This is a genomic window from Bacillus sp. UNC41MFS5 (assembly GCF_000686805.1).
In genome coordinates, this window is record NZ_KK366017.1 from 246,076 (window position 1) to 259,272 (window position 13,197).

Here is a 13,197-nt window from a genome sequence, read left to right on the forward strand (position 1 = left end):
CATTTTTTTAATTATTACCCACAATTGGCTGATCGATTACTTTCGTATCAAGTACATTTGTACCACTTAATCCTGAATTCGTCACGATGAATCCACCGGTATTAAATGCACCTGAGCCTGCATTAGTCTTAGAGGCACTCTTTGGAGAAATATACACCGTATCGCCGAATTGCACAATACCGCCACCTACGTTAACGATTTGGACAGGACCAATAATCGCTGGCATACCAAACATCCTTTTTAGTAAACTTAGTTATATCCTTAAGAGTAACTTATGCATTTATTGTTGTCCTTGTTCTCCTTCGTTTTCTACATTTCTAGGACTTGGTTGTAAGTGTCGAATATGCTTAATTCTAGCCTCCATGGAAACATGGCTGCTGTTCCCAACGTGTAAGAGGGAAGCTGAAGATATCCCAATAATATCAATTCGGCCAACCTTAATTAAAGGGTTTGGATTTTGTCGGGAGTATGTGAAAGGTTCATTAATAGGTAGAAAAGGAATAGGTTCGGAATAGACTGGGTAATAGGATAAATTCCCTTCATTTCCATAAAACACTTCGACTTCCCTTTGGACCGCGAGTGCTCTAGAAAGACCATTTATAATACAGGAATCCCCTAACTGTACCGTAGAGGAAAAAGAGACGATTTTAATATTAATCGTGTCTACACAAGAGGTTCTCTGCAGCATGTTGTTCACTCCAGTGATAGCGGAACAAAAGGACTTATAATTAATGATTCCGCAGGGGTATCAAAAGTAGAGGCCAACTGGATTGAATCTGTATCGCCTACCATTACTAACGAGGAACTTGACACCCCAGTGATTTTTATGTTTTGGACAAAGAGTTCGCGGTTATAAACTACAAAGTTCATTCTGTTTGCATCCCTTTCAGGTTATCAGGTAAATTACTGAAAAAAACCATTACCCCATTTTGTATTTCCTTTTTTAATGCTTCAATAATTAAATCATCTGACGGGGCATCTTCAATCGTGCGATTGTCCGCAGATTTGGTGTTTAAATGATGTTCGATCCTACTCGGAAGCTGTTTAATGATGTCTTGTTTTATGAATGCTAAATACTCGTCATTTGGTAGAACGTTCAATTCTCTCTGAGTAGCTTCCACGATCGGAGGTAAATCTGATTCTAAATATCTATAAATGGCTTCCTCGATTTTCATTGATCTTTGCATTTGATCTTTTGGTGACATTGGGGTGGATAAGGATTGATTTTGAACTGCAAAATCTTCAATTCCTGCTAATTCGGATGGATTTAGACCAATGTTTAACGTTCCTTCAAGAGTCTCTACCTTTAGTTGATCAAATTTATATTCGATTTTGTCTACATGGATGGCCTGTTTTTCATATAATTGTTTGATTTCTGCTTGCATTTTTTGGAGAGTACTCTCTAAAGACAGAATTCTCTTCTCCTGAGCTTGAATACACATCTGCAGCCATTGAAGATATTGGGAATAATCCTGATACATGTAATCACCTCACAATTATTTCGCCAATAAACGTATCGTTTTTCATAAGATAGGCGGCTTATTTATCCGGTTTTCTTACCGCGGCTTGTAGGGGGACTGCTGGTGTCCCTAATAAAGAGCCTGAAGATTTGACTGTTTGTGGTGCAGGTCCAGTAAATCCGCCAGTGTTATATAAATGAGCCGTGGGTTTAATAATCCCAGCACTGCCTATTTGTAAAACTGAGGAATTGGTAATCCCGCCAATTTTAATGAAATTAATCTGAATGGACTGCTGGATATAAAAGTTCATTTAAAATCACCCATTCATTAAGCATTAAGTGCAATCCCTTGATCGTAAACATCTGAATCAGTTGTATTGGTGGAACTTACATTATTTTGAAGCTGTAAGCTTTCCCCAGTGTTAAAGGAACCAGCGCCAGAAAATGTTTTTGCGGTAGAAAATGGCATGATTTTATATACATCGCCAATATGGAAGACCGAACTGCTGCCAAGTGTAATGACCTGTGCAACTCCAACAATTGCTGGCATTTTCAACACCCTTTTTTTCATAGTATCTTCTACATCCTATGTATGGGCAAAGGTAATGTGATTGATACGCCCAAAATTATTGAAATCAAGAATCGTATACGCTTTTTAATATTCATTTGTAGAGTTATAAATTAAAAATAATAATAATTACCTACTTGTTTGTGCGAAAAATGGTAAATAAGAAGGGTTTTCGATTATTCGAAAAGGGACTATTATATGAGTAAGAGATCAGTCGGAAATAAACACTGTTTCTCGATAAAGGCAAACCTGATGAAAATCAGAGACGCAAAGCTACAGGGGCTAAGGTGCATTTGCACTAGGCCAGCCAGTTACCGAAAGATTAGGGTGTTTCATAATGAATATTCTATGTCTGCATAGGTGTTCTATGTATCTATGGATATTCTATGAATTTTATCCCCCCTTTGGTAAAGGCGGGGCTATTTCTATTTCACGGAGGTGAAAACTAATCAGCTACTTAACCTGTTTTGGACCCATAAATCCCCTTATTTTAGATGAAGATGTTTCAGAGGTTATGGTAAATGGACCTAACCAGGTGTACTGTGAACGAAAAGGAAAATTGGTATTAACGTCAGTACAATTCCGTGACAATGAACATGTCATGACTATGATCGACAAAATTCTTACCCCACTTGGATGGAGAATCAATGAAAGTTCGCCAATGGTAGATGCTAGGCTGCCTGATGGCTTACGTGTTAATGCCATCATTCCTCCCCTTGCATTAAATGGACCAGCCATTACAATCAGGAAATTTTCAAAGGAACCCTACGAGATTGAAGATTTAATCGACTTTGGAACAATGACAGAGGAAGTCGCCATCTTTTTGGATGCATGTGTGAAAACCCGATTAAATATGTTTGTCAGTGGAGGAGCGGGTTCTGGTAAAACAACCACTCTCAATGCCCTTTCCAATTTTATCCCTGATGAAGAAAGAATCGTAACTGTTGAGGATGCAGCTGAGATTCAGTTGGGACAGGATCAAGTAATATCACTAGAGCTTCAACCTTCCGAAATAAAAGGTAAAAGAGCCATTTCGATTCGGGATCTTCTCAAGAAATCGTTACGAATGAGACCTGACCGTGTTATTATCGGAGAAGTCCGAGGTGGAGAAGCGCTTGATATGCTTCAGGCAATGAATTCAGGCCATGATGGTTCACTTGCTACAGGGCACTCATATAGTCCAAGGGATATGATTAGCCGTTTGGAAACAATGGTCCTTTTAGCCGGAGTGAATAATTCTATTAATGCCATACGAGAGCAAATTGCAAGTGCAATCGATGTGATTATACAGCAAACTCGTTTAATGGATGGAACAAGGAAAATTATCAATATTACTGAAGTTCAAGGAATGGAAGGAGAAAATATCGTTCTGCAAGACATCTTTTCCTTTAAACAAAAAGGACTTAATTCTGAGGGGAAAATTATTGGACAACTTATACCGACTGGTGTCCGCCCTAAATTTTATGAACGCCTTGAGGCATCAGGGATTCATATTCCGGCGACATTGTTTAAAGAAAATAAAGTCCAGTGGCATTAATTTATGAATACTAAAGGGCTGATTTCCTAGTAGATTTAGGGTTCGGCCTTTTTTAATAAAGATGAATCCATAATTGATAGATTGTATTCCTATGTTTGTTACTATATTTGACTTACTTTTTTTCGTGTTTATTAACTGTTTATGGTATGATAAGGTTCGAATTAAAAGAAATTTCATACATAAGGAGGAACTATATTGATTCACGGACATATCACGGCTTGGCTTTTAGCATTAATCTTATTTATTGTGGCACTTTTTTTACATAAGGGTGGAAAAGAAAAAGGTGCAAAAATTGTTAAAATGATTTTACGAGTATTATATTTGCTTATTATCGCAACAGGTGTAGGACTCCTATTTTCGGTTTACAAAATTGATGTATGGTATGTTTTAAAAGCGGTTGTCGGACTGTGGGTAATCGGATTATTCGAAATGATTCTTAGCCGTGTGGCTAATAACAGAAGGACTTCTGTATTTTGGATTCAGTTTGTCGTTGCATGGATCCTTGTTTTATATCTAGGTGGAAGATTGCCAATGTCATTTTTACACCCATAATTTTAAAGTTATCTAGTAAAGGCTGTCGAACACTGAGGCAGCCTTTTTATATTTGAGAAAATGATAAACAACGTGACAACTGCTTAGTTTGGTTTTAATATTGAAATAAGTAGAGAGGAGAGGGACCATATGCTCGTAAAAGTGTTTGCTAATCTCCGGCAAATATGTGGAGGGGTAACGGTAGACGTTCAGCCAGATGGTGAACGAGTGATAGATGTACTGGATAAAATGATTGAAATGTTTCCACCTTTAAGAGATGAAATCTTTACAGCAGAAAAGGAACTGCTTCCATTTGTTCATGTCTATGTAAATGGGAGAAATATTATCCATCTCGATGACTTAGACACGAAAGTAGAAGAGATCGATCAATTTGCTCTATTTCCGCCAGTAGCTGGTGGCTGATATGGAAATACGAGATTTAGAGTTTCGTGGGATAAGGATTGAACATCTAGGTATGTATTTTGAAGAACTAGGTGCCAAGCCAGTGACTGATAAGTTCCCTTACATCTATGAAGCGGAAAACTGGAGCGGACATATTCGTTCGGAAGAGGAAATTTCATTTACTTCAAGTTTTAAAGTAAATACAGTAAAAGTTCGATTTTGTGCAAATGACGCTCAGACTCTTGATGAGTTAATCAAAAATTATCGCTATAAAACAACGAGAATAGGGGGGTAACCTCTATCAAAAAAGCTTCTGCACCTTTGAGGGCAGAAGCTTTTTTGATATTTTTCTTAGACTGTTTGCTTTACTTCAGGATCGATAATACCCAATTCACGAAGTTTCTCATCTGTGACGAGGCCGTCTTTCCAGCCGCGAACTTGGTAATATTCTTCAAGCATGATATCCATGCGGCTTACATGACCTGCACTGTTTCCAGATGCTGGTTCTTCCGTAAAACGTTTCGGAAGGAAATCGTCTTCACGTTTATTAAATCCAGCTAGGTTATTGTAATAACGTTCAAGATTATAGATTCTCTCCCCAGCCTTCATCACATCCTCAGCAGTAAGCTGATTTCCTGTCATTGCACTATATTGCTCAGCATAATGCTCTGCATTTTCTGAGAAAGAGGAGAACTTACAAATATTCATAGAATCGGAGAATGCTAGCATGTCTTGGAATATCTTTAATAATTCGCCTTTTCCTTCTGGCTTTAAGCGGTCAGTTGGTTCAGGTATACCGGCAATTTCACTGGCAACCGTGTATCCGCGCAGATGGCAGGCACCGCGGTTACTTGTTGCATAACCAAGTCCAATCCCTTGAATTCCACGTGGGTCATATGCAGGGATAGACTGGCCTTTAACAGACATGGACAGTTCAGGTGTTCCCCAGGCCGCTGCTGCACGTGCTGGTCCTTCAGCAAGAATCCCGCCAAAGCCTTCACGGTGTGCAATCTTCTTGGTTAACTCAATCATGGAATCGGCATCACCCCAGACTAATTCCTCAGAAATGATTCCTTTCTCATAAGCTTCCATTGTAACAGAGAAGCAGTGGCCAAGTTCAATAGTATCTAGGCCATATTCATTACAACGGTCAATCATATATGAAATCGCTTCCGCATCACTTAGTAAACAGTTTGAACCAAGTGACCAGGCGGATTCAAATTCAATACTTTCTACTCGAGTTTTATATTTGCCATCTTTTACTTCTACTTCAATTTTACAGCCAACTGGGCAGGCATGGCAGGTATTATTGGCCACACGTAGATTCGTGTTATAATATTCACCGCTATGTTTCTCTGCTTCATCCCAGTGTGTTAGTTGGGAATTCTTAGTTGGAAGCGCTCCCACCTCATTGATTAAGTTAGTTAATACATTTGTTCCATATACGGATAAACCGCCTTTATTTGGTGCAGTTAAGCCCCCATCAAGGATTGCTTTTACGGCTTTTTTATTGGCATCTTTGTAATCAGTATCCAATTTTGGCTGCGGCATATTGCCTTTTTGAGGAGCTTTAATGACAATCGCTTTTAATTTTTTAAAGCCTGCAACTGCAGCTGTCCCACCGCGGCCTGCTGCCCGGTCATGCTCATTAATAAATGCGGCAAAGCGTACAGTGTTTTCACCCGCTTGACCAATAGTCATCACACTTAGATCTGATTCTCCATGTTCATCTTTCATCGCTTGGATAAAAGCTCTAGTACTAGTTCCCCATAAGTTAGATGCATCGCGAAGCTCTGCTTTGCCATCTTCAATAAATAGGTATACGGGCTTGTCGCTTTTTCCTGAAAAAATAATATTATCCACACCAGCCCACTTTAGACGTGCTGCCGTCCATCCACCGATATGAGAATCTGTAACTGTGCCAGTTAAAGGTGATTTTGTGACAACACAAAGGCGACCGCTCATGGAAGATCGTGATCCTGTGACAGGACCTGTCATGATACATAAAATGTTTTCAGCAGATAATGGTTCGACTTCAGGACCGTTATCTAATACATACTTAACCCCAAGGCCACGGCCGCCTATGTATTTCTTTGCATCTTCCTCATTGATTGCTCGGTAATTAACTACCCCATTAGTTAAATCGACCAATACTTCTTTGTTTTTAAAACCGCCTAGATTCAAAGTTTTTCCCCTCCACTTCTAATTTTAAGGAACAGATATGAATCTCTTATAATAGTAGAAAATGGTATAAAAGATTCCTTCCAAAATTATACTTAAACTTATTTTTATTATATCTCTTTTTGAATGTTTTTAAAATTAAATAATTAATAAACAACAATAATTAATAATTTGGTAAGATAATAGTAGTTTGGAAAAGAGGTGTATTATGAGTGATTTAGAACGCTATTCGAGACAGATTCTTTTTCAACAGATGGGGGAGACAGGTCAAATAAAATTGTTGAATAGCAAAGTGGCCATTGTAGGAGTAGGAGCACTCGGTACGGTGATTGCAAACCATCTTGTCCGTTCAGGGGTTGGCTATATCCGTTTAATTGATCGGGATTTGGTTGAACTTTCTAATCTGCAACGACAGACGCTCTTTGATGAAGAGGATGCAAGCCTACAGCTTCCTAAAGTAATCGCTGCCCAAAAAAGGCTAAATAAAATTAATTCATCTGTTACCATCGATGCACATATCGCTGATATAAACCTTGATAATGCCGAAGAACTATTAACGGGAATGGATTGTATCGTGGATGGCACCGATAATTTTATGACCCGTTTTTTAATCAATGATGTGGCTGTTAAGTATCGAGTCCCCTGGGTTCATGGTGCTGCCGTTAGCTCAAGAGGGATGTTTACTTCCATAATACCAGGAAAAACACCTTGCTATCGCTGTCTCTTTCCAAATGTTCCAACTGGGACAGGGGAAACTTGCGATACCGTTGGTGTATTGTCACCGATAACGGATATTATTGGTTCATTTCAAGCCCTCGAAGCAATCAAAATATTAATTGGGGAAAAGACTACACCTAATTTAGAACAAATTGATATTTGGGATTATTCCACCATGCAAATGGATATTTCCGAGGGGAGAAATCCTCATTGTCCAACATGTGAGAACCATCAATTTGATTTTCTCGAACGATCCTCAGAGCAGCAGATAGCTTATACAACACTTTGCGGACGTAATACTGTCCAAATTAATCCAAGAAATAAACGTGAATTGGATGTAAGAAAGTTAGCCGGAAATCTTAAACAAAGTGGCCCTGTATCAGGAAATGACTATTTGCTCCGCTTTTCTCCAGATGAAGACACTTCAATTGTTGTGTTTAGAGATGCACGTGTATTGATTCATGGTACAAATGATGTGGTCAAAGCAAAATTGCTTTATTCCAAATATATTGGAAACTAAATATGGGGAAAAAAAGGCGTGGATGCCCATGCCTTTTTTCTATGAAATCATTTTCTCTATCACTAATCGTTTTCCCGTATTTAATGTAAATTCAAACCGATCATTCACCTTTTCGTAATAACAAAAATGGTGTTGGACATTACAAATTTGTTCCTGATTATCGAAAACTAAAAAATTTACCCCATCTTTGCGATTTTCATCCGATAAGAAAGATAAATGATTATAACAATAGATGCAATCGTATATGGAAAAGTTTAAGGAGTTTAAAGTGGTAACAAATTGAAAAAAGGCATCATCATTTATCCCATCTAAAAGCCTTTCAAGTGAATAAACTAAATGTTTCCTAATCCTGACTAAATCATGATTCCGAAGCATGGTTGCTTCGTTTCCAATCCGGATTTTTCCTGTTTCATACAATTTACCTTTCTTCCAACGGTTCATTCGGAAGACTTCAATTTCTTGCTGAAGGTAATCATCTAACATTTCAGCTTCTTCCGTTTCCTCATCAAAGAAGATCCATTGGTCATTTATTTGTTCAACAGTTCCTTCTGTGTAGGCTCTTTCCTGAAAATCGTATAGTCTCATTCGTTGTTGTCGATTCATTATTACCCTCCGTGCCAGATGATATCATATTCTTTTTAGACATCTTCATGAAGTTTTATAACTGAAAAATAAAGTATTCTTTTTTTAACTTAAAAATCTGACTTCCTTAAGCAGCCTTCCGCTTTTCTTTTTGGACAATTAACCGATTCCTATGGGCTGAATACTATAAAACATGATTCATGTACAGTAGTTCTGTTAATGAGGAGTGTGAAAGGAAATGTGTGGCATTACAGGCTGGATTAATTTTGATAGGTCACTCAAAAATGAAGTAGAAACATTGACCAAAATGACAAATACTCTGGCAAAAAGAGGCCCTGATGAAACAAACATCTGGTCTGATGCAAATGTGGCTTTTGGTCATAAAAGACTGATTGTTGTTGACCCTGAAGGGGGAAGACAGCCAATGTCCAAACAAAAAGACGGATATTATTACACCATTTGCTATAATGGGGAATTGTATAATACAGAAGATATCCGCAAAGTTCTCCATACTAAAGGATATTCATTTAAAGGTCATTCTGATACAGAAGTTCTATTATCTGCCTATATAGAATGGGCAGAAGAGTGTGTAAATTATTTGAACGGAATATATGCATTTGCTGTCTGGGATAGCAAGAAGGAGCAACTCTTTATAGGACGCGATCGCTTAGGGGTAAAACCTTTATTCTTCAGGGAACACGAAAAAGGTCTGTTATTTGCGTCTGAAATCAAGGCTATATTAGCCCATCCAGAAGTAAAAACTGAAATCAATCAAGAAGGTCTTGCTGAGATCTTTGGGATTGGGCCTTCTAGATCGCCAGGTTCCGGAGTCTTTAAAGGAATAAGTGAGCTAAGGCCGGCACATGCTTTAACATTTTCAAAAAATGGTCTAAAAATTTGGCGTTATTGGAATGTAAAAAGTGAAGAACATAAGGACAGCGTGGAGGAGACGGCTGAAAAGGTCCGCTATTTAGTAACAGATGCTGTAACGAGGCAGCTTGTTTCGGATGTTCCATTAAGTACCTTTTTGTCTGGCGGTTTAGATTCAAGCATCATTACAGCGATTGCTGCGAAGGGTTTTCAGGACCAAAACAAAGGGCAGCTCCATACCTATTCTATTGATTATGAAGGTAATGACAAATATTTTTCCTCAACAGAATTTCAACCAGACGCGGATGGAAAATTCATTCAAATGATTACAGATAAATTTAAGACCATTCACCATAACAAAATTATTACTCAGGAGCAATTAGTTAATGATTTGGTGGAAGCGACCCATGTAAGAGACCTTCCAGGGATGGCAGATGTTGACTCCTCATTGCTTTGGTTTTGTAAAGAAATCAAACAGAATTTTGTAGTTAGCCTGTCAGGGGAATGTGCTGATGAAATTTTCGGCGGGTACCCTTGGTTCCATCGAAAACAAGACTTAGAACGGCCAGGATTTCCGTGGATGCGGTCATTAGCGGAACGACAAAATTTGTTGAAATCACATTGGCGGGATAAACTTAAATTGAATGATTACGTTATGGAAAAGTATAATCAGGCGATCGCCGAAACGCCAAGATTAGATGGTGAAAGTGTGGAAGAATCAAAGCGGAGAGAATTATTTTATATTAATATGATAAGCTTTATGACTACCTTACTTGATAGAAAAGACCGGATGAGCATGGGGGCAAGTCTTGAAGTCAGGGTTCCGTTTGCTGATCACCGCCTTGTTGAATATGTGTGGAATATCCCGTGGGAAATTAAAATGTATCGCGGGAGAGAAAAAGGAATCCTCCGAAAAGCATTTGAAGGTATTTTACCGGAAGAAGTACTGTATCGTAAAAAAAGCCCGTATCCGAAGACACACAATCCTGCTTACACCATTGCCGTCCAAAAACAGGTGGAGAATATTTTACAGGATAAATCCTCCGTTTTACATGAATTTTTTAATAAAGAGCAACTTGAAAATATCGTGAAGTCTGGTGGAAATTCATTTCAAGAACCTTGGTTTGGCCAGTTGATGACAGGTCCTCAATTATTGGCGTACCTTGTGCAACTGCATACATGGTTTAAGGATTATAATATTAACATAGTGAATTAGGTTTGATTTTCTGGCGAAACGAAGAATTTAAATTTGGAATAAAAACTTGATTAGATTAAAATAAGGTAGGGAAGAGGATATCCTCTTCCCTTTTTTAGAGGAGGATTTAACTATATGAAAAAAATTACACTTATTTTAATCTTGTTATTATTTAATTCTTCGCTTTCTGCACATGCGGCCGTTGAAAAGAAAGAACGCTTATGGCAGGATGAATCTGTTTATTCCATTATGATTGATCGTTTCAACAATGGGGATCGGAATAATGACATTGATGTAAATGCAAAAGATCCATTAACATATAATGGCGGAGATATTCAGGGAATCATCGATAAGTTAGATTACATACATGACATGGGATTTACTGCGATTCGATTAACTCCCATTTTTGACAATACAAAGAATGGATACCATGGCTTTTGGGTTAAGGATTTTTACAAAGTTGACGAACATTTTGGAACTATGAAGTCTTTCCAAACGTTAGTAAAAGAAGCTCATAAACGAGAGATGAAGGTGATCTTTGATTTTGTTACGAATAATGTAGCAGCTGACCACCCTTGGCTAAGTGATACCAGTAAGAAGGACTGGTTTAATGCAAAACAAGATATCGCATCTGGAAATGAAAATCAGAAGGAACTTGAGCAAGGATGGATTGATGGATTGCCCGATCTTAATCAGGACAACCCAGAAGTAAAAAAATACTTAATAGACACAGCAAAATGGTGGATCAATAAAACAGATATTGATGGGATGAGCTTACCGGAAGTAAACTATGTTCCAATCAGCTTTTGGACTGATTTTTCAACTGAAGTTAAGATGGTAAAGAAAGACTTTTTTCTGTTAGGGGTCATTTCAAAAGATAATCCTATAGATATGCAAGCATATACAGGTGCTGGGATAGATAGTGTCGTTACGTATCAATATAGTGAAAAATTAAGAAAGACTTTTGCAAGTACAGATCAGTCCTTTAGTACACTATACTCCGATGTAGATAAAAATCAGCAATCATTTTTAAGGGCTAATTTTTTGGATAACGAATATACCACAAGATTTACGAGCGACATTGTCGCAAAGAAACAATTCCCAGGCTCACGCTGGAAAACAGCATTGTTGTACCTTTATACCACCCCAGGAGTTCCTATTATTAATTATGGGACCGAAATTGCATTAAATGGGGGAGGTATTCCTGATAACCGCGGGCAAATGAGCTTCAGGGCTGAAAAAGAACTGATTGATTACATTACCAAGGTGGGCGAATTAAGGAATCAACTTCCATCCTTAACAAGAGGAACCATGGAGATGCTCTATGATCAAAAGGGAATGGCTGTTTATAAACGTGTGTATAAAGGTGAAACATCAATTATTGCGATCAATAATTCGAGTAAGTCTCAAAGCGTAACGTTAACAAATGAACAGATTGAAGACGGAAAAGAACTGAGGGGCTTACTTGGAGGAGATAAAGTTAACAGTCATGATAATAAATATATGATTATTCTAGATCGGGATAATTCGGAAGTGTATGTTGCAACTGAAAAAAGCGGCATCAATTTTCCATTAATTGCAGGGTTAGTTGTTGTTTACCTGTTGTTTATGTTATTTATACTAAAATTAAGAAAAAACAAGCGATAAAATGTCGGGGGCTTTCCCCGACATTTTTTTATCCATTGATAATTTCCCCGCCATTTACATGAATCATTTGCCCACTGACATAAGAGGAGTCAGCTGAGGCAAGAAAAACATAACTAGCTGCTAGTTCATATGGCTGTCCTGCTCTACCCATTGCTGTATTTGAACCAAATGTAGCAACTTGGTCTTCTGTGAAAGTCGATGGGATAAGAGGTGTCCAGATTGGACCTGGGGCAACGCCGTTAACGCGAATCCCTTGAGTTGCGAGCGATAAGGCTAGAGAGCGGGTAAAGGAAACGATTGCCCCCTTGGTTGCGGAATAGTCCAATAATTGTTCATGCCCCTTGTAAGCTGTAATGGAAGCCGTATTTATGATTGATGCCCCCTGTTTTAAAAAGGGAAGAACCATTTTTGTCATATAGAAAAAGGAGAAAATATTTGTTCGGAACGTCTTTTCCAATTGTTGCGAAGTAATTGATAATAAACTTTTTTGCGGGTGTTGCTCTGCTGCATTATTGACAAGTATATCTAACCTGCCAAATTCAGAATGAATTTTATTCACGGTCTCTTTGCAGAAATCTTCACTGCCAATGTCTCCAGAATAAAGCAGGCATCTTCGCCCTTCCGCTTCAATTAATTGCTTGGTTTCTTCCGCATCTTGATGCTCTTCTAAATAGATAATTGCTACGTCTGCCCCTTCTTTAGCAAAATAAATGGCAACTGATTTGCCAATCCCGCTGTCGCCGCCAGTAATTATCGCTGTTTTACCAGTTAATTTTCCACTTGGCTGATAATTGGGATCGACTGAGATGGGCAGAGGATTCATTTCACTTTCAATGCCAGGCTGGTGATTTTGATGTTGTGCTGGAAACGTCTTCTTTTGTTGATTTTGATTGTTGCTCATTACCTAAAACCTCCAAGTGTTTACTCCTTATTAGTTTTAGATAAATGGGTCAAATTATGAAAAATAAAGATGAAAAAAAGCGAAAGG

The 13,197-nt window shown here is 38.2% G+C and carries 16 protein-coding genes and 1 riboswitch; of the genes, 7 read left to right on the plus strand and 9 right to left on the minus strand.

Annotation, left to right across the window (positions count from 1 at the left end; all coding sequences use genetic code 11):
* Window positions 1-7 precede the first annotated feature (7 nt).
* Genes BR30_RS0117490 through BR30_RS0117515 form a run of 6 tightly spaced genes read right to left on the minus strand, consistent with a single transcriptional unit; the run spans window position 8 to window position 2,009 of the window.
* Window positions 8-226 (minus strand): spore germination protein, encoded by a 219-nt coding sequence (locus BR30_RS0117490; RefSeq protein ID WP_026566092.1) that lies wholly within the window; start codon window positions 224-226, stop codon window positions 8-10.
* A gap of 54 nt (window positions 227-280) precedes the next feature.
* On the minus strand, window positions 281-688 hold the full coding sequence (locus tag BR30_RS0117495) for a spore germination protein GerPE (protein ID WP_026566093.1): 408 nt from the start codon (window positions 686-688) through the stop codon (window positions 281-283).
* Between the two features lie 5 nt (window positions 689-693).
* Window positions 694-870, minus strand: coding sequence for a spore gernimation protein GerPD (locus BR30_RS0117500; RefSeq protein WP_026566094.1), 177 nt, complete (start codon window positions 868-870; stop codon window positions 694-696).
* The gene (gene gerPC, locus BR30_RS0117505; RefSeq protein WP_026566095.1) at window positions 867-1,481 is read right to left on the minus strand and encodes a spore germination protein GerPC; all 615 of its coding nucleotides are present in this window, start codon (window positions 1,479-1,481) and stop codon (window positions 867-869) included. Before gerPC ends, BR30_RS0117500 begins: the two co-directional genes overlap by 4 nt.
* A 58-nt stretch (window positions 1,482-1,539) precedes the next feature.
* A complete protein-coding gene (locus BR30_RS0117510) occupies window positions 1,540-1,770 on the minus strand; it encodes a spore germination protein GerPB (protein WP_026566096.1) in 231 nt (76 codons plus the stop codon).
* 17 nt (window positions 1,771-1,787) lie between these two features.
* Entirely contained in the window at window positions 1,788-2,009 is a 222-nt protein-coding gene (locus BR30_RS0117515) for a spore germination protein (protein WP_026566097.1), read from the minus strand.
* A 250-nt stretch (window positions 2,010-2,259) separates the two neighbouring features.
* Window positions 2,260-2,346, plus strand: a riboswitch (cyclic di-GMP riboswitch).
* A gap of 156 nt (window positions 2,347-2,502) precedes the next feature.
* Here BR30_RS0117515 and BR30_RS33900 point away from each other — a divergent pair.
* From BR30_RS33900 to BR30_RS0117535, 4 genes are all read left to right on the plus strand, one after another.
* The gene (locus BR30_RS33900) at window positions 2,503-3,564 is read left to right on the plus strand and encodes a TadA family conjugal transfer-associated ATPase (protein WP_442852988.1); all 1,062 of its coding nucleotides are present in this window, start codon (window positions 2,503-2,505) and stop codon (window positions 3,562-3,564) included.
* A gap of 195 nt (window positions 3,565-3,759) precedes the next feature.
* Complete coding sequence (locus BR30_RS0117525) at window positions 3,760-4,116, plus strand: YisL family protein (RefSeq protein ID WP_026566098.1); 357 nt, start codon at window positions 3,760-3,762, stop codon at window positions 4,114-4,116.
* Between the two features lie 129 nt (window positions 4,117-4,245).
* Complete coding sequence (locus BR30_RS0117530; RefSeq protein WP_026566099.1) at window positions 4,246-4,518, plus strand: ubiquitin-like small modifier protein 1; 273 nt, start codon at window positions 4,246-4,248, stop codon at window positions 4,516-4,518.
* A 1-nt stretch (window position 4,519) separates the two neighbouring features.
* Window positions 4,520-4,792, plus strand: coding sequence for a MoaD-like domain-containing protein (locus tag BR30_RS0117535; RefSeq protein WP_026566100.1), 273 nt, complete (start codon window positions 4,520-4,522; stop codon window positions 4,790-4,792).
* A 56-nt stretch (window positions 4,793-4,848) separates the two neighbouring features.
* On the opposite strand, the gene BR30_RS0117540 is transcribed toward BR30_RS0117535, so the two are convergent.
* Window positions 4,849-6,681: an aldehyde ferredoxin oxidoreductase family protein gene (locus BR30_RS0117540; RefSeq protein ID WP_026566101.1), complete on the minus strand. Its 1,833-nt coding sequence runs from the start codon at window positions 6,679-6,681 to the stop codon at window positions 4,849-4,851.
* A 205-nt stretch (window positions 6,682-6,886) separates the two neighbouring features.
* Here BR30_RS0117540 and BR30_RS0117545 point away from each other — a divergent pair, with 205 nt between their 5' ends.
* Complete coding sequence (locus tag BR30_RS0117545) at window positions 6,887-7,915, plus strand: ThiF family adenylyltransferase (RefSeq protein WP_026566102.1); 1,029 nt, start codon at window positions 6,887-6,889, stop codon at window positions 7,913-7,915.
* 39 nt (window positions 7,916-7,954) lie between these two features.
* On the opposite strand, the gene BR30_RS0117550 is transcribed toward BR30_RS0117545, so the two are convergent.
* Window positions 7,955-8,518, minus strand: coding sequence for a DUF2777 domain-containing protein (locus BR30_RS0117550; RefSeq protein WP_026566103.1), 564 nt, complete (start codon window positions 8,516-8,518; stop codon window positions 7,955-7,957).
* A gap of 217 nt (window positions 8,519-8,735) precedes the next feature.
* Between BR30_RS0117550 and asnB the strand changes: the two genes are divergently transcribed.
* Window positions 8,736-10,583 carry an asparagine synthase (glutamine-hydrolyzing) gene (gene asnB, locus BR30_RS0117555; protein ID WP_026566104.1) on the plus strand — a complete coding sequence of 616 codons (1,848 nt, stop codon included), beginning with the start codon at window positions 8,736-8,738 and terminating at the stop codon, window positions 10,581-10,583.
* A 114-nt stretch (window positions 10,584-10,697) separates the two neighbouring features.
* Entirely contained in the window at window positions 10,698-12,209 is a 1,512-nt protein-coding gene (locus BR30_RS0117560) for an alpha-amylase family glycosyl hydrolase (RefSeq protein ID WP_026566105.1), read from the plus strand.
* 28 nt (window positions 12,210-12,237) lie between these two features.
* Here the strand turns inward: BR30_RS0117560 and BR30_RS0117565 are convergent, their stop codons facing one another.
* On the minus strand, window positions 12,238-13,110 hold the full coding sequence (locus BR30_RS0117565) for an SDR family oxidoreductase (protein ID WP_026566106.1): 873 nt from the start codon (window positions 13,108-13,110) through the stop codon (window positions 12,238-12,240).
* Window positions 13,111-13,197 lie beyond the last annotated feature (87 nt).